Here is a 19,435-nt window from a genome sequence, read left to right on the forward strand (position 1 = left end):
CGGCGGATGCCGGGTTAGTTTCTAATATCAAGCTGCTGACTCGCCAGCAGAAGTTTTTGGTGTTCCGCGCCAAGCCCTACGACGTGCGGGAAGTCAGCCAGATGGTGAAGGCGATGATGACGCCGAGGCCTGCGACCCAGACGAACAGGCCTTCAGCTACAGGGCCGAGCGATCCGAGGTCGGCGCCGCCGGGGGAACCGGAGGTTTCGATCTGCTTGAGGAAGGTGATGATGTCGCGCTTTCCTTCAGGCGTGATGTTCGAGTCGCTGAAGACCGGCATGTTCTGCGGTCCGGTGACCATTGCCTCGTAGATGTGCTTGCCGGAGACATCTGCCAGGGCGGGGGCGAACTTGCCCCGCGTGAGCGCACCGCCGGCTGCGGCAGCGTTGTGGCACATGGCGCAGTTGGTGCGGAAGAGTTCCCCGCCCTCGGCTGCGTTGCCCTTTTCGTCCAGCAGCTCTTCTTCAGGAAGTGCCGGGCCGGCGCCCAGGGAGGCGACGTAGGCTGAAAGCTGGTGGGTCTGTTCGTCGTTGAACTGCACAGGCTTCTTCAGCGCCTGGGGGCCGTTCATCTGCATGGGCATGCGGCCGGTTCCAACCTGGAAGTCAACAGCGGCGGCGCCGACGCCCACGAGGGACGGACCATCCTGGGAACCGCTGGCACCCATGCCGTGGCAGGTGGCGCAGTTGGCGGCGAAGAGCTTTCCGCCTTCCTCGACGTCACTTGTGCTGTACGTGGTGGTGGAAGCCTTGGCCTCGTTGACGGTGGTGGCCACGGCGTACAGCCCGCCAGTGATGAGGAGTCCCATCAGTAGGAGGGCAATGGCTGCCAGTGGGTGTCGCCGCTTTTGCGAGAGTGCCTTCACGTGGTGGTTCCTTTATTCGATCCTGGGCGGGCTCCGGGAGCCGCTACCTGAAATTCTGCCTCTTGTAGAAAAAGAATCAAAGCTGGCTACTTGAGGACGTAGATGACCAGGAAGAGGCCGATCCAGACGACATCCACAAAGTGCCAGTAGTACGAGGTGACGATCGCGGACGTTGCCTCGAAGTGCCCGAACTTCTTCGCGGCAAAGGAGCGGCCCATGATCAGGAGGAAGGCAACCAGTCCACCGATCACATGGAGGCCGTGGAAGCCGGTGGTCATGTAGAAGGCCGAACCGTAGGCGTTCGAAGAGAGCGAGACGTGCTCGGAAACCAGCATCGCGTATTCAGTGGCCTGGCCGGCGACGAAGAACGCACCCATCAGGAACGTGAGGGTGAACCATTCGTTCATTCCCCAGCGGGAGAACTGGAAGGCCCCGCCTGTTTTGCGCGGCTGCAGCCGCTCGGCGGCGAAGACGCCCATCTGGCAAGTGAAGGAACTGGCCACGAGGACGATCGTGTTGGCGAGCGCAAAGGGGAAGTTGAGCTTGGCTGTCTCTTCGGCCCACATCTCGCCGCTGGTGGAGCGGAGCGTGAAGTACATGGCAAAGAGACCGGCGAAGAACATCAACTCGCTGGAGAGCCACACTACGGTTCCAACGGAAACCATATTGGGGCGGTTCAGCGTGGGGTGCGCCGGGGTACTGGGGGCATGGGTCGCAGATGTCACATAGACATTATGTCTGTAAAACTCCGTGCTGCCCAACGCAAACCGGCTTTTCGGGGGACTTTTTCTACAAAGACGCGAAATCGGCCGGAAAAGTTTCCCTGGCCGTTCATATTGGTCAGTCCCGGCTTTCCCTCGGTAGCATCAGCAGGTGACTTCACAGGCATCTGCAGCGCCGGCGGGCAACACCTGGCCCCGGCTGATTTCGGCACTGATCAAAGGCAATGACCTGACGGCGGACAGCACCGCGTGGGCCATGGACACCATCATGTCCGGGGAAGCGACACCGGCCCAGATCGCCGGATTCCTGGTTGCCCTCAGTGCCAAGGGCGAAACCGTCGAAGAGTTGTCCGGCCTTGTGGATGCCATGCTTGCGCACGCCAATCCGGTCTCAATCTCCGGAGAAAAGCTGGACATCGTTGGTACCGGTGGTGACCAACTTAACACCGTGAATATTTCCACCATGGCGGCGCTGGTTGCGGCCGGAGCCGGCGCCAGGGTGGTCAAGCACGGCAACCGCGCGGCGTCGTCGTCGTCCGGTTCAGCCGACGTGCTGGAGGCCCTCGGTGTCCGGCTGGACCTGTCCATCGACCAGGTGGCCCGCAATGCCGAAGAAGCCGGAATCACATTCTGCTTCGCGCAGGTGTTCCACCCGTCATTCCGCCACACCGCAGTTCCGCGGAAGGAACTGGCCATACCCACCGCCTTCAACTTCCTGGGTCCGCTGACCAACCCTGCACGGGTGCAGGCTTCGGCAGTCGGCGTCGCCAACGCCCGGATGGCGCCTTTGGTGGCGGGTGTCCTGGCCCAGCGGGGGAGCAGGGGGCTGGTCTTCCGTGGCCATGACGGACTGGATGAGCTCACCACCACCGGTCCCTCCACCGTGTGGGAGATCCGCGACGGCACCGTGGTGGAACAGTCGTTCTCCCCGGAGGACCTCGGCATCAGGCTTGCCACCGTGGAACAGCTCCGCGGCGGCGATGCCCAGGCGAACGCGGCCGTAGTCCGCGAAGTCCTCGCGGGCAAGGAAGGCGCCGCCCGGGATGCCGTGCTCCTCAACGCGGCTGCCGGCCTGGTGGCTTTTGACACCAGCGCCGACGGTCCGCTGCTCGAGCGGATGCGGAGTGCCTACGCCCGGGCCGCCGAGTCCATCGGGTCCGGCGCGGCTGCCGCCGTCCTGGAAAAATGGGTGTCGCTGACCCGTCCCTGACGGACCCGGACTGCTATTCGAAGCCGAGGGCGAACGCCGCGTCCAGATCATGCTGGGAATAGGCGCGGAACGCTATGTGCGTCGTGGTGTGGACCACCGCAGGCACCTTGGAGAGCCGGTCGGCGATGACATCGGCGAGGTCCTCATGGCGCCGGACACGTGCCACCGCGATCAGGTCCCATTCGCCCGTCACTGAGTAGACCTCGCTGATGCCCTCGATCGCGGAGATCTCCTCGGCGGTTTCCGGGATGCGGGCGGCGTCGGTTTTGATCAGAACGAATGCGGTGATCACGTTGAATCCTTCCGGATCTGTTGCGCCGTAGCAGGGCCCGGCAAGCTTCTGGGTGCTGCCAGCCTATTACATCCGGGCCTTGAGCCGGCGGGGCCGCGCTTGGCCTGTGTCAGGTCCTGCGGAGCCGCCGGGTTCCTGCCAGCACCAGGCGCCAGCCCACCAGCAGCAGTCCCAGGCTCAGCAGGGCAACGATGATGAACGGCAACACCACTGTCTGGTTCGTCAGGAGCCGGAGCACCATGCCCCCGGCCAGGGCGCCGAACCAGACAGCCAGGCCAGTCCGGCGAACAGAGAACGGGTTCCGCCACGCCCTGGCGGCCAACCAGCCGAGGGCCGCGCCGGCCAGGAATGGCCAGGCTGTCAGGAACACGCCGGCCACTACATCCCCCCGTTGGTGGGCATCCCGCCCTACTGCAGCAAACACCAGGATCAGGACCACGTCCGTGATGGCTGCGGCTGCGATGTGTCTCCGGGAAAAGGCGTGCACGGGCCGGCGAAGTGGAGAGGACATGCTTTCGAGCCTAGCAACCCGCGGCCTGTGGCCGGTGCCGTTGCAGCGCCGCAACACTCCCCACACCTTGCCCCGGCACCTTCGAGTGAGCAGGATGAATAGCTCAACAGCGTCGGGAAGGCGGGGCCATGCGAGTCATCCAGGTTGCTCAGCACGCCGAGGATCTCCAGCGCGCGGCGGAGTTCTACTCGTGGTTGCTCGGCGTTGGGCCCACCGCCGTGTTTGACCCTCCCGGGCTGCTGTTTTTCGACCTTGACGGCATCCGGCTGTTGCTCGAGCGCGGAGCCCCGCGCGCACTCCTCTACCTCGAGGTGCCCGATGTGAGGGAGTTGGCGGAACAGCTCCAAGGCAGGGGAGTCGAGGTGGTGGCGGAACCGCATGTCATCTTCAGCCACTCCGACGCACTGTTGGGGCCCCAAGGAACGGACGAATGGATGGCCTTCATCAAGGACAGCGAGGGCAACACGGTAGGGCTTGTCAGCCAGCTGCCCGCGCTGCCGCCGCCAATGACACCCGGCGCCTGACGCCGTTGTGCCGTTCGGATCCCGGGATTAGGCTCAAGCCGGAAAGGAGCAACCCCATGCCACGCACTATTGGAACATGCCTGTGGTTCGAGAACGAGGCGGAACAGGCCGCGGAGTTCTACACTTCGGTCTTCGACGACTCCAGGATCCTGAACGTCTCACGTTTCGAAGGTGCACCCGGCCCCGAGGCGCAGGCGGTCGCCGTCGAGTTCGAGCTGGAAGGCCGCGCCTTCACTGCGCTCAATGGTGCGCGCGGGGCCCTTTTCACCGAAGCGGTTTCGTTTGTCGTCGACTGCGAGGACCAGGCTGCGGTGGACCGCTACTGGGCGGCTTTGACCGAGGGCGGCAGCGAAAGCCAGTGCGGCTGGCTCAAAGACCGCTTCGGTGTGTCATGGCAGGTCGTTCCGTCAGTGCTCGGCTCGCTGCTTGCCGGGCCCGATCCCTTGGGTTCCCAGCGGGCGATGCAGGCGATGCTGGGGATGCGCAAGCTGGACATCGCGGAGTTGCAGAAGGCCTATGACGGCTGACGCAGGCCTTTACCGGGACACCAACGTATCGCCGTAGCCGGTGTCGCATAATCCGTCGTGGAGGACCCCTGCTCCGGAGGCAACGGCATAATTCCTGCCCGGGTTGAGTACGGCGGCTTTCACCCCGGTGATGTCTGCGGCGCAACGGTGGACGAAAAGCGCAGATTCTTCTGCGCCGCCGATCCACAGGTCGATCCACAACGACGCATTACCGTACGCCTCTGCGCTGGAATGGCACGGGCCGTCTTGAGGGGTCGGGCCATCCCCGCAGGTGTCTTCGACCATAAAGTAGCGCCGTACAGCGGGCAGGTAAATGCGCGTTCCGGCCGGGATGTCCAGGACGGACGTCCCGGTCTCCCGGGAATGCCCGACGGCGACAGTCACCGGATCGTCATAGGTTCCGGTGCCGCCGGCCGTGCTGTGCAGTACGGGGTGGCTTATGGTGGGCGATCCCGGCGGGGTGTTGTCGTGCCAGGAGTAGGCGGTAACGAAGACATTCGGCGCAACAATTTCGTCTGCCGCCAGCAGGGGAGTGGTTCCGCAGGCGGTCGCTGCAACGACGGCGGACAGCAGCGCTCCGGCCAGTACGGCTTTCCTCGGCATTATGCGCCGGGCTCCGGCGAAGGGGTGCCGGCAAAGGGCCGGCCCAGCACCCTGGCGAACATGCCCGGTTCCTGGTCCAGTCCGCTGCAGATGCCGGAGGCAGCATTGGCCGACTGCGCCGGGTCGTCGGCGTGGCACGCCTTGTCGCGGTTGAGCGACCACATGGACATCCGCAGTATGCCGCGGTCCGCAGCGAAGGCGCTAAGGCCTTCGGCGTCGTCCGGGCTGAACACCTGGTCCGGCACGTCGTTGCGGCCGATCATGGGTGTCAGCCCGATCTTTTGCCAAAGGGCCGCATCATCCAGTGGCTTGCCGTGCCGCTGGAACAGCCCTTTGAGCGTCAGGTGTGTTCCCTCGGCCGCGCCGATCGATGCGGTCAGCATCGTTTGGCCTTCGTGGAGCGGTCCGAAGTTCATGGTCATGATGTTGATGCCGGCCAGTTCGACGCCGGCCTTGAGCATCGTTTCCACGGAAACTTCGGCTGCGGCTGTCAGTCCTGCCGCCGAGACGGGGAGCGTCAGCCACACTTTCAGGGGCCGGTCCGCCGGCCGCCCGGCCTGGATTTCCGCGATGGCCGCCGCACGCCGTCCGGCCGCGGAGGCGTCTGCCGCCCCCGCCCCCTCGACGTCAAAGTCCACCGTGTCCAGCCCGTACCTGTCAATGACGGCCGCATAGGCGTTCCTCAGCGTATCGCCGTCAGTGCAAGCAAGAGCCAGTTCCATGCCCCGCTGCCCGCCGAAGGCAACGGCCACATCGTTGCCCGCGCTGCGGAAGGACTCCACCTGGGACTCCAGGTCCAGCTTGCTGCTGGCCTGGTCGAGATCGTAGGAACCGCCCCATGACGGCTCGCAGGGACGCTCCGGGTGGGACGTGATGAAGGAAAGTATCGCCGTGGACTGTGCGTCCACGGTCACATCCTCGAGCGCGAGGCGCGGGACAAGGGTCACGTCGAGGTAGCCGCCGAACCACTGCGCACTGGTATCGGAGTCTTTCACTTTCCCCTCCGGAACATCCGTTTTCCCGGCATCGGCGCCACAGGCAGTGAGCGGCAAAATGGCCGCAAGAATGACCACGATGATGCTCTTCCATCTCGATCCGGCCATATGCCGATGCCCCCTCGTCGGTCGTCCAAAGCACGTTCGTTAGGTGGTCACAATAGTCCCGGACGGCGTTCCCGGGATACAGCTAAGGGGCGCCGCGGATCAGGTGGAACTGGGTGTGAGAGGTTCCAGCTTTCTGGGCGGGGCGGCGGTAAGGGCAGAAACCGCAACACTGTTGGTGCGTTCGGGCCTGTACCAGCCGACGGCGGTGCCTCGAAGCGCCTGGAGGGCGGACCCGAAAATGACGTAAGCCCGAAGGGGTTCGTAGATCAGCCGGTAGATCGGAACCATCAGCAGGTGGAGGAGGTTCTCCCGCACCATCAGCACTGCCACGACGGAGACGAGCATGTGGGTGGCCGCCACGAACAGGGAGAAAATGGCGATGGCCTGCCATTCACCCCGGCTGAGGCTCACCACGGCGACGATGACGGTGAGAGGCATAAAGATCAGCGGGACAAGCACGGCGATCAGGGCGTAGGGCATGGTAAGCATGCCCAGCGCGCCGTACCGGGGGTTGAAGAGCATCGCCCGGTGCTTGTACAGGGTCTGGATGTTGCCGTAGGTCCAGCGGAGCCGCTGTTTGAACAGGCCGCGGAGGGTCATGGGTGCCTCGGTCCACGCCACGGCCTCGTTTTCCTGGGCAATGCTGTAGCCGAGCCGCTGCAGCGTCAACGTGAGGTCGGCGTCCTCTGCCAGGGTGTCATGGGAGTAGCCGCCCGCCCGGACCAAAGCCTCCCGGCGCCACGCGGCGCAGGCGCCCGGGGCGATCGAGATGGCGCCCATCAGGCCCTCCGCCATGCGGGTGACGCAAATGCCGGAGAGGTATTCGAGGCTTTGCCAGGCCGTGATCAGGTTCCGGCGGTTCCCGACCTTGACGTGCCCGGCCACTGCTCCCACTTCCTTGCCGTTGCGGGGAGCCAGGAAATGGCGGGCAAACATCTTGATGGTCTGTGGCTCGAACAGCGTGTCGCCGTCGAGGGTGATGATGATGTCCCCCCAGGACTCGTCGATTCCGTGGTTGCTTGCCGCCGGCTTCCCGGCATTGGCCTGGTTCACAACGCGCAGGGCAGGCCAGGTCCTGGCGTATTCGGTCAGCACGGCGAGCGTGCCGTCAGTGGACCCGTCGTTGACGGCCACTACCTCCATTAGGGGATAATCGCTGGCCCGCAGGGCATCCAGGGTTTTCGAAACGACGAGCTCCTCGTTGAAAACGGGCAACACCACGCTCACGAACGGCCACTCATTTTCCTTGAGGTCGTCCCAGCGGCGTTTTTTCATCCGGGCGTTGCTGACCAGGGCCAGGATGACAAACAGGAAGGTCAGGATGGTGAGGGATCCGATGCCGAACCAGAACAGCCAGGTGAGCAGGATGTTCGGGGTGACAAGGTAGGCCGACAGGGCTGTGAAGGTCGCGTTGTCTTCCAGCGTTGCGGGCACGCTGGTCCGCGGCACGAAGTCTGCGGGCAGCAAGGGCTGGAGCGTGGTGAAGGTGTAGCCCTGTGCCTTCGCCTCCGTAATGAATTTCTTGAGCAGGTTCACTGTTGCGGTGCGGTTTCCGCCGCCATCATGGAGCAGCACAATGTGGCCTTGGCCGTCCAGCGCCGGGAGCTGGATGTCATCGGCGGGACTGTACTGCCAGTCGTGGGTATCCAGGTCGAAAGCGATGTGGAGGTAGCCCAGCTGCTGGGCCTGCAACAGGGCCAGGGTGTTGTTTTCAGGGTCGCCGGTGGGGATCCGGAACAGCCGGGACTCGTAGTTGGCCACGGACCTCATCACCCGGTCCGCGCCGATGATCTGCTGCCGGTTGTAGGCGTCATCGTGGGCCCAGAAGTCGATGTGGGACGCTGAGTGGTTTCCCACCATATGGCCCTCCCGGACCATGCGCCGGAACAGGTCGGGATATTTGACCACGTTGTCTCCGACGGCGAAGAAGGTGGCGGGGACACCCTCGGTGGAGAGCAGATCGAGAATCTCCGGCGTGTACGTGGGGTCGGGACCGTCGTCGAACGTGAGCATCAGCGTGCGCTCCAGCGGGCGGCCGTATCCCTCCACAACGTAGGGGCTGTCGCCCGTCATGAGGACTTCCTCGGGAGTGGCTTCCCTCCACACCGTGCCGCTGAACGGATCCTTCAGCAGCGTTTTGCCGTCCTTGTGTTCCACGAGGGCGATCCGGTGGAACGGGGCGACCTCTTTGTCGACGCCGATCCTCGGGATGTTCTCAAGGTCCTGGCCGACGAGGAGCTGGCGGGGATAGTCTGCGGCCTGGTTCAGATTTGGCGGCCGTACCGGGGCAGTGGCGGCAGGGAGGATGGCGAGAGCGGTCAGGACGACTATCAGCAGGCAGGCAAAAAGCAGGCCCAGGATCCGGCGCCAGCGTTTACCGCTGGCATCGAAAAAGACCGGTGGCCGGCCAAGTGGCTTCGGAGGGGCTGGAATGGTCATCAAGGTCCTCACCAGGAAAACCCGCCTGCAGGTGTCTCTACAGGTGGCAGGGAGGTGACGCGGGCCGGCAGATCGGGGGTTTGATCTGTCCACCCATGGCTCCCGGGCCCAGCAATTCCCGGAGTGTCACTTGCTAAGAAGGCTAGGAGCCCTGTAGTCCCGGCACATGCGTAACTGGTACTCGACTTTCCAATGGCTCCATACGCGTTCCGGTACCTGCCTGCGGGGGAGGACCACCTGCAGGAATACTGGCGGTAGCATCAGTGCCAATGAACAAACCGTTGTGGATCTGCTGCCTGGTGGGCGCCGCCTTCGGACTGGCCATCGGGCTTACTGTTTTTGACAGCCCCTTCATCGGCTTTGCACTCGGGCTGGGCGCCGGCGCCTTGGTTGGCGCCGGCATCGGCCAGCGGCGCTAGCCACGGGAAAGCCCGCTACCGAGGCGGAGCAGTGACCTGCCGGTGCCGGCCCGCCAGAGCAAGTGCCAGGGGCCGCTCGAGAAACGCTACTTGACATAATGTAGATTATCGGCGCTTTGCGTCGAAGCCCTGGAAGGGGTTCGCCGGGTCATCCGGGGCCATGGTGTACGTCGGCGGCAATCGCCAGTTGCGGGGGCAAATCCGCAGGTCAGCATTGTCTTAACCGGACTGCTCGTTAAGAATGAGTCAATGACGGTCTATGTGCGATCCCTTGAAACAGCTGTCCCGAAAACGATGCTGATCCAGACGGAAGCCCGTGACGTGTTTGCGGCCCAGCCAGGTTTATCCAGGCTCGGCTCGCGGCTGGTCAGCACCTGTTTCGATTCAGCCGCCATCGACACGCGTTTCACCGCCGTTGAGGAACTGACCAACGATTTCCGCTCCGACAATCCGCAGTTCTACGATCCGGCCGCCGGCCTGCTGCTGAACCCCAGCACCAAAGTCCGCAACGAGATCTTCGGCCGCGAGGCCACCAAGCTCTTTGTTGAAGCCGCCCGCGCTGCCGTCGCGGCGGCGCCGGAACTCGATTTACTTGACATAACTCATCTCATTACGGTTTCCTGCACCGGGTTCTTCAACCCCGGCCCCGATTACAAGATCGTCCGTGAACTGGGCCTCGACCCGGCCGTCCAGCGCTACCACCTGGGCTTTATGGGCTGCTATGCGGCATTTCCCGCCCTGCGGGCAGCGAAACTCTTTTGCGAGGCCGATCCGGATGCAGTAGTGCTGGTGGTGTGCGCCGAGCTGTGCTCCCTGCACGTCCGCACTTCCAACGATCCCGACACCATCATGGGATCGGCCCTCTTCGCCGATGGTGCCGCGGCCGCCGTCGTAACAGCCCGAAGCGGCGCCGGGGAACAGTCCCTGCTGCAGCTGGACCACTTCGAAACGGTCCTCACCCCGGTGGGCGAAGACTCCATGGCCTGGAACATCGGCGACCACGGGTTTGAGATGGTGCTGGGAAATTACGTACCGCACATCATCGATGATCACATCGTAGGCGCCCTCCAGCCCCTGCTGGCCAAGGATCCGGAACTGGCCGCACTCCCCTACACCTCCATCCGCCACTGGGCCATCCATCCGGGCGGCCGGAGCATCCTGGACAAAGTCCAGTCCCGGCTCGGCCTCACCGACGAGCAGCTAGTCCCGGCACGCGAGACGCTGCGCAATTACGGCAACATGAGCAGCTCCACGGTGCTGTTTGTACTCAAGCACATTCTCGAACAGGCTCCCGAAGACGGCGACGAACGGATCTGCTCCATGGCTTTTGGTCCCGGGCTCACTGTGGAGACAGGACTCTTCACCAAGCTGCGGCAGGCACCTGCCGGAACGCGGCCGGACCGGCTGTCCGGGCATGCGGCGGCGGAAGTGCCGGTTTCCTGAGCCTGGTGGACCTCCTGATGCGGCAGCGCGCCGCCGACGCCGTGGAACTGATGGACCTTCCAGACTGCGACGCCCGGCTCCTGGACAACACCTACCGGCAGTTTGGCCTGGTTAACCGGGCCCTGTCCGGCTGGCGGAAGCTCTACGTCCGGGAACTGCGTCCGGGGCTGGCGGCGAACACCGCTCCTGCCACGTTGCTCGACATCGGCTCCGGCGGCGGCGACCTGGCGTGCCGGCTCGCCGGCTGGGCCCGCAGCGACGGGCTGGCGTTGCGGATCACCGGCATAGACCCGGACGCCCGCGCGGCCGCCTTCGCCCGCCGGCGTCCGCCCCTGCCTGATGTGGAATTCCGGCAGGCGCACAGCTCGGACCTGGTCCGGGAAGGCAACAGCTTCGACTACGTCATCTCAAACCACGTGCTCCACCACCTTTCGCCCGGCGGGTTCCAGCAGCTCCTTTCCGACTCCGCCGCCCTGGCCCGCCGGAGAGTCCTCCACAACGACCTGCGCCGCAGCGCCGCCGCGTACGCGCTCTTCTGGGCCGCCGCCCTGCCGTTCCGCGATTCATACATCCGCCCTGACGGCCTGACGTCCATCCGCCGGAGCTACACCACCGGAGAATTATCCGCACTCGCACCGCCGGGCTGGACAGTGGAACCCTCCGCAGCGTTCCACCAGGTTCTCGCCCTGCGCAGGAACTGACGTGGCAACGGATGTCCTGATCATCGGCGGGGGTCCTGTGGGCCTGTACCTGGCTGCTCTGCTGCTCCAGGACGGCGTCAGCGTGCGGGTGCTTGAACAGCGGCAGGAGAGGAACCTTCACACACGGGCCATCGGCATCCACCCGCCCGCCCTTGAAGCGTTGGACCGGGTCGGGATCGCAGGTTCCGCCGTCAACGACGGGGTCCGGATCAGGGAGGGGATGGCGGTCAGCGGCGGAAAGACCGTGGGCACCATGTCCTTTGGCGACGTCTCCGCCGCGTTCCCGTTTGTGCTGGCCCTGCCCCAGTTCCGCACGGAGCAGCTCCTCGAGGAGCGCGCCCGCCAACTCGACGGCGACGCGCTGGTCCGCGGTGTGCGGGCCATGGAAGTAAGGGACGACGGCGGACGGGTCACCGTTGGTGCGGAGGCGTGCGGGGAGGCCGGGTGCCGCCGGATGGAGTTCGCTGCCTCCCTTGTGGTGGCGGCCGACGGCGCGCGGTCCCGGGTGCGCAGGCTTCTGAAGGTGTCCGTAGACAGCAGGAACTACCCCGACCACTACCTCATGGGCGATTTCCAGGACCCGGGACCCTACGGCGACAGGGCCGTCCTGTTCCTTGAGCGCGGCGGAATCGTTGAGTCATTCCCCTTGCCCGGCGGTGTCCGGCGATGGGTGGTGCGGCTGGGCACGCCCGCCGGCACTGCGGAGCCCGCCCGGCTGGCGGACCTGGTGCGGGAACGGACCGGGGTCCTTCCGGACGCGCGGACCAACACCATGCTGAGCGCCTTCAGCGTCCGGTCCGCCCTTGCCGGCAGGATGGCCGCCGGCCGGGTCGTCCTGATTGGAGACGCGGCACACGAGATCAGTCCGATCGGCGGCCAGGGCATGAATCTCGGCTGGCTGGACGCCCAGGCCCTCTCCCCCGCTATCCTGGCGGCGTTGTCGGGCGGGAAGGACAGGACCGGGCGGCAGTTCGAGGAGTTCGAGGCCGGCCGGCGCCAGGCAGCCTTGCTGGCCAGGCGCCAGTCCGAAATCAACATGATGCTGGGCCGTCCGCTGCCCGGGCCGCTGCTGACCCTGCGGAACATGGCGATCAGCGCCGCGGCCGGCACTCCGGCCGTCAACCGCTGGACTGCCCGGCGGTTCACCATGCAGTCACCGGCCCCCGCCGGGCTCCCCAGCAGCAGCTACCGGTAGTAGCAGTCGTAACTGTCCTGGCTGACAATCAACCCGTCTCGCACTTCAAAGACCGACGACGTCCTGGCCCGGATCGTTTCACCCCGGTCCCAGTAGCGGAGGTCCATCCGCACCGTCGCAGACCAGTCCGCTTCGACAGCCACCCGGCCGCCCTCGCAGGTGGTCCGGCGGATGAGAAACTTCTGGTCCGACACCACATCGGAGCTTTGGTCGGCCCCCGCCAGGACGTCGGGCAGCATGCGGGTGGAGCCTTCCGGCGCCAGGAGGTGCGGGGCCTCCACCAGGACAAACGAGTCAGCGAGGAAAGGCCGGATTCCGGCCGCTCCCCCGCCCGCTTCCAGGACACGGATGAACCCCAGGACGCACTCCAGCGGGGAGTTGTCCAATCGCGGGGTGTCCTGCGTCGGGTGGCTCAGCGCTTTGTGGTGCTGCGGGGAAGGCTCAGGCATGGGATAGACACTAGCGGAGCGTCCGGGTTCCGGCAGGCCATTAGGCTTTGCTCATGAGCCAGAGCACGCCCGGAACAGACCTCACCGCAGAACAAATCCGCGAAACCGTGGAGCAGATCCTCGCCGCCGGAACGCTTCCGCCCATTGTGCAGGCCGGCCACCCCGCCCTCCGCCAGCGCGCCGCAGCGTTCGACGGGCAGCTGTCCGGTGAGCTGCTCACCCGGTTGGTCAACCTCATGCGCGAGGTGATGCACCAAGCGCCCGGCGTGGGCCTCGCAGCGCCGCAACTCGGGATCCCCCTGCAGCTGGCCGTCCTTGAGGACCAGTTCGACGTCGACCCCGAAGCCGCCGCCCTGCGGAACCGGAGCCCGCTGGAGTTCCTGGCCATCGTGAACCCCCGCTATGCACCGCTTGGCCCCGGGCTTGCCTCCTTTTATGAGGGCTGCCTCTCGCTCAACGGCCTGCAGGCTGTGGTTGCCCGCCACGAACACGTCCTGCTCGAATTCCAGACCCCGGACGGAGCGGCCGCACAGCGGGAATTTTCCGGCTGGCAGGCCCGGATTGTGCAGCATGAGACGGACCACCTGAACGGGGTGCTGTACGTGGACCGGGCCCAGCTGCGGTCGCTCAGCAGCAACGCCGAATACGCGGCGCACTGGGCGGAGCCAGGCATCAGCAGGGCTCAGCACGGGCTCGGTTTCGATGCCGGTCCTGCCGGTATCAGCAACGCCTGACCTTCTGCGCCTGGCCTCCCGCGCCTGACCTCCCGCGCCTGACACTGCCGGCAAACGCGGGACCATGCACCTCTAGGATGGTTACCATGCCCTCCACCATGGACCTTCCACTGCTGTGCCCGGTGTGTTCCCATCCCCTGGACCTGCTGGAAACAGCCTCAGGGCAGGGCCGCCTGGCCTGCCCGTCGGGCCACAGTTTCGATGCCGCCCGGCAGGGATACTTCAACCTGCTGGTGGGTAAGGGGACGGCCTTCGAGGCCGACTCAGCCGCGATGGTCCAGGCCCGCGCCGACTTTCTGGGGGACGGCCATTACGGGCCCCTTGCCGACGCGGTGGCAGCCGCCGTCGTACCCTTCCTCCCGGCGGACCGCGCGGCGGTGCTGGACTCGGGAACGGGGACGGGGCACTACCTGCGCGTTCTGCTCGATGCTGCGGCGGCGCAGGACCGGAAAGTCGCCGCCCTCGGCCTGGACATCTCGAAGTTCGCCCTCCGCCGGGCCGCGCGGCTCAATCCGGAAGCCGTGAACCTTGTCTGTGACATCTGGCAGCCCCTGCCGCTGGCGGATCACTCGGTGGATGCCGTCACCGTGATTTTCGCACCGCGCAATGCTGCGGAATTTGCCCGTGTGCTGCGGCCGTCCGGGCGGCTGGTGGTGGTTACTCCGCGCGCCGGGCACCTGGCCTCCCTTGCGGCCGTCACCGGCATGCTGGGTATTGAGGAGGGAAAGGAAGCGCGGCTGGCCGAAGCGATGGGAGGCCATTTCGACGGCGGAACCGCCTCCGTGGTCGACATCCCCTTGGCACTGACGCGCCGGGAGGCCGCCGATCTGGCTTTTATGGGACCGGCCGGGCACCACCTGGACCGCGAGGCCATCTCTGCCCGCCTTGAAGGACTGCCAGAGCCGATCACCGCAGAAGCGAAGTTTCAGATCATGGTTTTCCGGCCCCGCAAGCCTGCTGCCGCGTAACGAGTTGGCCACTATCCGCCAGCCGGACCCACGGGCCTGCCCGTAGCCTGCAAGGCGGCACTAAGATTGAAGAACAGTTACTGGCGGGTGCACGTCCGCGGCTCCCCGTAGCGAAGGGGGAGAACTTGTTCGAATGGCTGGGGGAAAACTGGTGGGCGCTGTGGCTCACGGCTTTCCTGCCGTTTGCAGTGATCGAAATGATCACGCTTGACCTGTTTTTCATCATGCTTGGCGGCGGGACCCTGGCCGCCCTGGTGGCGGACTTTGCGGGGGCAGACCTGTGGCTGCAGATTGTAGTCTTCTGCGTGGTGTCCCTGCTGATGATCGCCTTTGTCCGGCCCGTAGCCCTGTCGCACCTGAAGAAGGGCCCTTCCGACCAGCGGACCAACGTTGAGCGGCTGATCGGCGAACAGGCGCTGGTGATGGAACCGGTGTCCTCCGATGGCGGCCTGGTCAAAATCGGCGGTGACATCTGGACCGCCCGTTCTGCCGGCGGCGTCCTGGCCGCCGGGCAACGAGTTGTGGTCTCTGCGATAGACGGGGCAACGGCAGTGGTGTCCGCCCCGCCGGAGCAGCTGGCCAGTCCTGATACAGCCTGATCAATTGGGGAACAAGGAGATGTATGGATAACGCCGGAGGAACTGCATTGGCCATTGTGCTGGTAGTCCTGATCGTGTTTGTGATAATTGTTCTGGTCCGCTCGGTACGGATCATTCCGCAAGCGCGCGCGGGCGTGGTGGAACGGCTGGGCAAGTACCAGCGCACGCTGAACCCGGGACTCACCATCCTGATTCCCTTTGTGGACCGGCTCCTGCCCCTGCTGGACCTTCGCGAACAGGTGGTGTCGTTCCCTCCGCAGCCGGTCATCACCGAGGACAACCTGGTGGTTTCCATCGACACCGTGGTCTACTTCCAGGTCACCGATCCGCGGGCTGCCACCTACGAAATCGCCAACTACATCCAGGCAGTGGAACAGCTGACCACCACAACCCTGCGCAACGTGGTGGGCGGCCTGAACCTCGAAGAGGCACTGACTTCCCGCGACCAGATCAACGGCCAGCTGCGCGGTGTCCTCGATGAGGCCACAGGCCGCTGGGGCATCCGCGTATCGCGGGTGGAGCTGAAGGCCATCGACCCACCCCACTCCATCCAGGACTCGATGGAGAAGCAGATGCGCGCCGAGCGCGACCGGCGTGCCGCAATCCTCACGGCCGAGGGCACCAAGCAGTCTGCCATCCTCACGGCCGAGGGCCAGCGGCAGGCGTCCATCCTGGCGGCCGAAGGTGATGCCAAGGCAGCCATCCTGCGTGCCGACGGTGAGGCGCAGGCCATCCAGAAGGTCTTTGACGCCATCCACAAGGGCAACCCGGACCAGAAGCTGCTGGCGTACCAATACCTGCAGACCCTGCCCAAGCTGGCGGAAGGCTCCTCCAACAAGCTCTGGATCATCCCCAGCGAAGTCGGAGAAGCGCTCAAGGGCATTGGCAATGCGCTGGGAGGAACCACTCCTGAAACCGGTGTTGCCGGGCTGTTCGATGAGGTGGGAGCCAAGCCTTCCGAGCCCTGATTCGAGCTCTGCCAGACAAAGGACGGGATCCGCAAGTTGCTGCGGATCCCTTCCATTTTGGCTGGCATGGCATGCCACGCGTATAATTGGGTATTTGTCTGGCAGGACTGGATCCGCTGGAACAACCAAGCTTCGCAATGCGTTGAATCTAAAGATGCAGCACAGTGCACCAAGTAGTCCGGAGGCGCTCGGCGCCGCCGGCTAGCGCGGGTTCTACACCGCGAACCGACCAGAGGGAGAAATCATGAGCGATCGCAGCCTGCGGGGCATGCGCCTAGGTGCGCAGAGCATGGAGACCGAGTCCGGAGTCGAGCCGGCTCCGCGCCAGCGCGTCGAATACCGGTGTGAAGACGGCGAGCAGGTCTTTGTCACCTTCTCCTCTGAGGCGGAGATTCCTCCGGTATGGGTTTCCAAGACCGGCAAGGAAGCGCTCCTGGTGGACGGGGAACGTCCGGATACCAGCAACGACAAGGCTGTGCGCACGCACTGGGACATGCTGCTGGAACGCCGCTCCCTGCCGGAACTGGAGCAGATCCTCGAGGACCGCCTCACCATCCTGCGCGAACGCCGCGGAGAACGCCGCTCCGCGTAAGACCCCTGAATACGACAAATGGGCCGTCCCGCACAATGTGCGGGACGGCCCATTTGTTGTATTGCTGCAGAGTTACTGCCGTGCCTGTGCCTTGCGGGTGAGGGTGTTCCAGCGGGCCTGGAGTCCCCACTTGGTGACGTTGATCATTGCTTCCACCACGATGTTGCCGCTCATTTTGGAGGCGCCGAGTTCGCGCTCCACGAAGGTGATGGGACGTTCCTCGATCCGCAGCCCCATCCGGGCCACCCGCCAGGCGAGGTCCACCTGGAAGCCGTAGCCCACTGAGTCCACCTGGTCCAGGTTCAGCTTTTCCAGGGTGGTCCTGCGGAAGGCGCGGTAGCCGCCGGTGACGTCCTTGATCTTCAGGCCCAGCATCAGCCGCGCGTAGGTGCTGCCCACCCGGGAGATGGCCTGGCGGTAGAGCGGCCAGTTCACTACGCTTCCGCCGGGGACCCAGCGCGAGCCCATGGCAAGATCGGCGCCCTGGTCAATGGCCTCGAGGAGCTGGGGAAGCTGTTCGGGCTGGTGGGAACCGTCGGCGTCCATTTCCACCAGGACGTCGTATCCGGCGTCCAGGCCCCACTTGAAGCCGGCGATGTAGGCGGCGCCCAGGCCTTCCTTGCCCTTGCGGTGCAGGACGTGGACCTGGGAGTCCTCTGCGGCGATCCCGTCGGCGAGCTGGCCGGTGCCGTCTGGGCTGTTGTCATCCACTACCAGCACGTCCGAGGCCGGGACTGCTGCGCGGAGCCGCTGCAGCGTGATGGGCAGCGATTCCAGCTCGTTGTAGGTAGGGATGATCGTAAGGACGCGCACAGAGAGCCTTCCTGGTGGGAGCAGTCGGTGCACCCGCTGGCAAGGTCAAACCGCCGGCGGGCGCAGCTACCCATTATAGGGCGCCGGGCATTGGGGTCAGGAACGCAGGGCAGGGCTTGCGAACAGCTCCAGGCCATCGCGCACCGTCTGCAGGCACACGGGGTCCGCGCCTGTATCCAGCGCGGGCAGCAGCGGTGTCCTGGCCCTGGGGTCGGTGCTCCAGGACTGGACCCGGCCATCAGCCACCTGGACCATCAGCTCCTCAACCTCCCAGACGGCGAAGCTGGCAGGAGCGCCGGGAACCAGTTGCCCGGCCATGGGATTGGAGTACTTTGCGGCCCGCCACCCGGCCCGGGTGTGGCCCAGGAACGCCGCCCGCGCCGAGATCCGCTGTTCCTCGTTGTGGTGTTCCAGGCAGGCCCGGACGCTGGACCATGGGCGCAACGGCGTCACCGGGCTGTCACTGCCGAAGCAGACAGGAACACCTGCCGAGTACAGGCCCGCAAAGGGGTTCATGGACTTGCTACGCTCCCCCAGCCGCTTTTCGTAGAGGCCGCCCCGGCCGCCCCAGGCAGCATCAAAGGCGGGCTGGGCACTGACGGTGACAGAGTAGCGGGCCAGGGTCTCCACCGCCGCCGCGTCCGCCATTTCCACATGTTCGAACCGGTGGCCCGCAGCCCTGATACGCTGCTCCCCCACCTCGGCAGCCGCAAGCTCCAACGCCTGCAGGGCGGCATCCAGCCCCGCATCACCAATGATGTGGAAGCCGCCCTGGATACCCGCTAGGGAGCAGGCGGCCAGATGGGCTGCGGCCTCCTCCGCGCTGAGGTACAGGCTGCCGGTTTCACCGGCGGCGTCGGTGTAGCCGGACCTGAGCGCCGCTGTCCGCGACCCGATGGAGCCGTCGATGTTGAGGTCCCCTGCCAGGCCGCGCACCCCGGGGCCCAGCTGGCCAAGAATGCTGCGCGCGTGTTCTTCCGAGGACGCCAGTTCGCCCCAGTACGGGAGTACCTCGGGCGTCGGCATGCCTTCACCCGTGCGGTTGTTCCAGGTCAAGGCCAGACGCAGGTCCTCAGCGCCGCCAATGTGCGGAGCGCCCATCTCCACCAGTGCCACGTAGCCGTGTGACGCGGCCTCGGCCAGGGCACGCTGCTGGTGCCGGCGGAGCACGTCGCCGGGGAGCCGGCGCGTTGCCTGCCGGGCAGCTGCGTGAGCTGCGCGCGTAACCCGGGCGCCGCCGTCGTACCCGTCCAGGCCGCGGAGGGCGGCGGCGCCGGCCAGCGACGGCGAAACCAGCGCGGAGTGCACGTCCACGCGGGAGAGGTAGACAGGCCGGCCGCCCGACGCCCGTTCCAGTTCCTCCGCTGTGGGCAGGGCCGGGTCGGCCCAGGTGGCGTCGTCCCAGCCGTGGCCGAGGACCGGACCCGCGCCCGGGGCCGCGGCCACCGCGTCAAGGAGCTCCCTGGCCGAGGAAACAGCCTGCAGCGCCAGGGCATCCAGGGCGATGCCGGTTTCCGTCAGATGGGCGTGCGAGTCGACGAAGCCCGGCGCAACCAGGGCGCCGCGGAGGTCGATGATCTCCATGGAGCTGTCCGCGATGGAGGACGCCGCCTGCTCCGACCCCACCCACGCCACCGTGTCACCGTCCACCAGCAGGGCCGTGGCGAAGGGGTCAGCTGCCGTGTAGACGGAGCCGTTGCGGTACAGCACGGGACGGGACGCGGGCGATGGTTCAGCGCTGGGCATGGGAAGGCAAAC

At 65.6% G+C, this 19,435-nt stretch carries 22 protein-coding genes; 12 read left to right on the top strand and 10 right to left on the bottom strand.

The genetic code is table 11. The features are described 5' to 3' along the window. Window positions 1–76 precede the first annotated feature (76 nt). Entirely contained in the window at window positions 77–865 is a 789-nt protein-coding gene (qcrC, locus tag ARTSIC4J27_RS10865; RefSeq protein ID WP_050055224.1) for a cytochrome bc1 complex diheme cytochrome c subunit, read from the bottom strand. An 86-nt stretch (window positions 866–951) separates the two neighbouring features. Further along, window positions 952–1,590, bottom strand: coding sequence for an aa3-type cytochrome oxidase subunit III (ctaE, locus tag ARTSIC4J27_RS10870; protein WP_200900807.1), 639 nt, complete (start codon window positions 1,588–1,590; stop codon window positions 952–954). Between the two features lie 148 nt (window positions 1,591–1,738). Here ctaE and trpD point away from each other — a divergent pair, with 148 nt between their 5' ends. Further along, on the top strand, window positions 1,739–2,797 hold the full coding sequence (gene trpD, locus ARTSIC4J27_RS10875) for an anthranilate phosphoribosyltransferase (protein WP_050055226.1): 1,059 nt from the start codon (window positions 1,739–1,741) through the stop codon (window positions 2,795–2,797). Window positions 2,798–2,810: 13 nt separating this feature from the next. On the opposite strand, the gene ARTSIC4J27_RS10880 is transcribed toward trpD, so the two are convergent. Both ARTSIC4J27_RS10880 and ARTSIC4J27_RS10885 read right to left on the bottom strand, forming a co-directional pair. Next, window positions 2,811–3,089: an Lrp/AsnC family transcriptional regulator gene (locus tag ARTSIC4J27_RS10880; protein WP_050055227.1), complete on the bottom strand. Its 279-nt coding sequence runs from the start codon at window positions 3,087–3,089 to the stop codon at window positions 2,811–2,813. Between the two features lie 109 nt (window positions 3,090–3,198). Further along, window positions 3,199–3,600, bottom strand: coding sequence for a DUF3054 domain-containing protein (locus ARTSIC4J27_RS10885; RefSeq protein WP_050055228.1), 402 nt, complete (start codon window positions 3,598–3,600; stop codon window positions 3,199–3,201). 128 nt (window positions 3,601–3,728) lie between these two features. Here ARTSIC4J27_RS10885 and ARTSIC4J27_RS10890 point away from each other — a divergent pair, with 128 nt between their 5' ends. Both ARTSIC4J27_RS10890 and ARTSIC4J27_RS10895 read left to right on the top strand, forming a co-directional pair. Next, a complete protein-coding gene (locus ARTSIC4J27_RS10890; RefSeq protein ID WP_050055229.1) occupies window positions 3,729–4,124 on the top strand; it encodes a VOC family protein in 396 nt (131 codons plus the stop codon). Window positions 4,125–4,180: 56 nt separating this feature from the next. After that, a complete protein-coding gene (locus tag ARTSIC4J27_RS10895; protein ID WP_050055230.1) occupies window positions 4,181–4,651 on the top strand; it encodes a VOC family protein in 471 nt (156 codons plus the stop codon). 9 nt (window positions 4,652–4,660) lie between these two features. On the opposite strand, the gene ARTSIC4J27_RS10900 is transcribed toward ARTSIC4J27_RS10895, so the two are convergent. The 3 genes from ARTSIC4J27_RS10900 to ARTSIC4J27_RS10910 all read right to left on the bottom strand — a co-directional run bounded on the left by ARTSIC4J27_RS10900 (window position 4,661) and on the right by ARTSIC4J27_RS10910 (window position 8,796). Continuing rightward, window positions 4,661–5,254: a hypothetical protein gene (locus tag ARTSIC4J27_RS10900; RefSeq protein WP_050055231.1), complete on the bottom strand. Its 594-nt coding sequence runs from the start codon at window positions 5,252–5,254 to the stop codon at window positions 4,661–4,663. Beyond that, on the bottom strand, window positions 5,254–6,357 hold the full coding sequence (locus ARTSIC4J27_RS10905; RefSeq protein ID WP_235436643.1) for a chitinase: 1,104 nt from the start codon (window positions 6,355–6,357) through the stop codon (window positions 5,254–5,256). The genes ARTSIC4J27_RS10900 and ARTSIC4J27_RS10905 overlap by 1 nt, the downstream gene beginning before the upstream one ends. Window positions 6,358–6,456: 99 nt before the next feature. Beyond that, window positions 6,457–8,796, bottom strand: a complete 2,340-nt coding sequence (locus ARTSIC4J27_RS10910) for a bifunctional polysaccharide deacetylase/glycosyltransferase family 2 protein (protein ID WP_050055233.1) — start codon at window positions 8,794–8,796, stop codon at window positions 6,457–6,459. Between the two features lie 269 nt (window positions 8,797–9,065). Between ARTSIC4J27_RS10910 and ARTSIC4J27_RS22915 the strand changes: the two genes are divergently transcribed. The 4 genes from ARTSIC4J27_RS22915 (at window position 9,066) to ARTSIC4J27_RS10925 (ending at window position 12,554) form a co-directional block, all read left to right on the top strand. Then, the gene (locus ARTSIC4J27_RS22915) at window positions 9,066–9,215 is read left to right on the top strand and encodes a hypothetical protein (RefSeq protein ID WP_167344672.1); all 150 of its coding nucleotides are present in this window, start codon (window positions 9,066–9,068) and stop codon (window positions 9,213–9,215) included. A gap of 249 nt (window positions 9,216–9,464) precedes the next feature. Then, a complete protein-coding gene (locus ARTSIC4J27_RS10915; RefSeq protein WP_050055234.1) occupies window positions 9,465–10,658 on the top strand; it encodes a type III polyketide synthase in 1,194 nt (397 codons plus the stop codon). A gap of 17 nt (window positions 10,659–10,675) precedes the next feature. Beyond that, window positions 10,676–11,359: a methyltransferase domain-containing protein gene (locus tag ARTSIC4J27_RS10920; protein WP_050055580.1), complete on the top strand. Its 684-nt coding sequence runs from the start codon at window positions 10,676–10,678 to the stop codon at window positions 11,357–11,359. Window position 11,360: 1 nt separating this feature from the next. After that, the gene (locus ARTSIC4J27_RS10925) at window positions 11,361–12,554 is read left to right on the top strand and encodes an FAD-dependent oxidoreductase (protein WP_050055235.1); all 1,194 of its coding nucleotides are present in this window, start codon (window positions 11,361–11,363) and stop codon (window positions 12,552–12,554) included. Here ARTSIC4J27_RS10925 and ARTSIC4J27_RS10930 read toward each other — a convergent pair. Continuing rightward, window positions 12,545–13,003 (bottom strand): nuclear transport factor 2 family protein, encoded by a 459-nt coding sequence (locus ARTSIC4J27_RS10930; RefSeq protein WP_083435420.1) that lies wholly within the window; start codon window positions 13,001–13,003, stop codon window positions 12,545–12,547. The two genes, ARTSIC4J27_RS10925 and ARTSIC4J27_RS10930, sit on opposite strands and share 10 nt — an antisense overlap. Before the next feature lie 53 nt (window positions 13,004–13,056). Between ARTSIC4J27_RS10930 and ARTSIC4J27_RS10935 the strand changes: the two genes are divergently transcribed. The 5 genes from ARTSIC4J27_RS10935 to ARTSIC4J27_RS10955 all read left to right on the top strand — a co-directional run bounded on the left by ARTSIC4J27_RS10935 (window position 13,057) and on the right by ARTSIC4J27_RS10955 (window position 16,864). Then, complete coding sequence (locus ARTSIC4J27_RS10935; protein ID WP_050055237.1) at window positions 13,057–13,737, top strand: peptide deformylase; 681 nt, start codon at window positions 13,057–13,059, stop codon at window positions 13,735–13,737. A gap of 86 nt (window positions 13,738–13,823) precedes the next feature. Then, a complete protein-coding gene (locus ARTSIC4J27_RS10940) occupies window positions 13,824–14,705 on the top strand; it encodes a putative RNA methyltransferase (RefSeq protein WP_050055238.1) in 882 nt (293 codons plus the stop codon). A 125-nt stretch (window positions 14,706–14,830) separates the two neighbouring features. Next, entirely contained in the window at window positions 14,831–15,304 is a 474-nt protein-coding gene (locus ARTSIC4J27_RS10945) for an NfeD family protein (RefSeq protein WP_050055239.1), read from the top strand. Between the two features lie 23 nt (window positions 15,305–15,327). After that, on the top strand, window positions 15,328–16,272 hold the full coding sequence (locus ARTSIC4J27_RS10950) for an SPFH domain-containing protein (RefSeq protein ID WP_050055240.1): 945 nt from the start codon (window positions 15,328–15,330) through the stop codon (window positions 16,270–16,272). Between the two features lie 244 nt (window positions 16,273–16,516). Continuing rightward, window positions 16,517–16,864 (top strand): RNA polymerase-binding protein RbpA, encoded by a 348-nt coding sequence (locus ARTSIC4J27_RS10955; RefSeq protein ID WP_013600997.1) that lies wholly within the window; start codon window positions 16,517–16,519, stop codon window positions 16,862–16,864. A 72-nt stretch (window positions 16,865–16,936) separates the two neighbouring features. Here ARTSIC4J27_RS10955 and ARTSIC4J27_RS10960 read toward each other — a convergent pair whose 3' ends face one another. Both ARTSIC4J27_RS10960 and ARTSIC4J27_RS10965 read right to left on the bottom strand, forming a co-directional pair. Then, on the bottom strand, window positions 16,937–17,677 hold the full coding sequence (locus ARTSIC4J27_RS10960; protein WP_050055241.1) for a polyprenol monophosphomannose synthase: 741 nt from the start codon (window positions 17,675–17,677) through the stop codon (window positions 16,937–16,939). A 96-nt stretch (window positions 17,678–17,773) separates the two neighbouring features. Further along, a complete protein-coding gene (locus ARTSIC4J27_RS10965; protein WP_050055242.1) occupies window positions 17,774–19,423 on the bottom strand; it encodes an amidohydrolase in 1,650 nt (549 codons plus the stop codon). Window positions 19,424–19,435: the final 12 nt, after the last annotated feature.

Origin of the sequence: Pseudarthrobacter siccitolerans (assembly GCF_001046895.1) — a bacterium.
Classification (GTDB): Bacteria; Actinomycetota; Actinomycetes; order Actinomycetales; family Micrococcaceae; genus Arthrobacter; species Arthrobacter siccitolerans.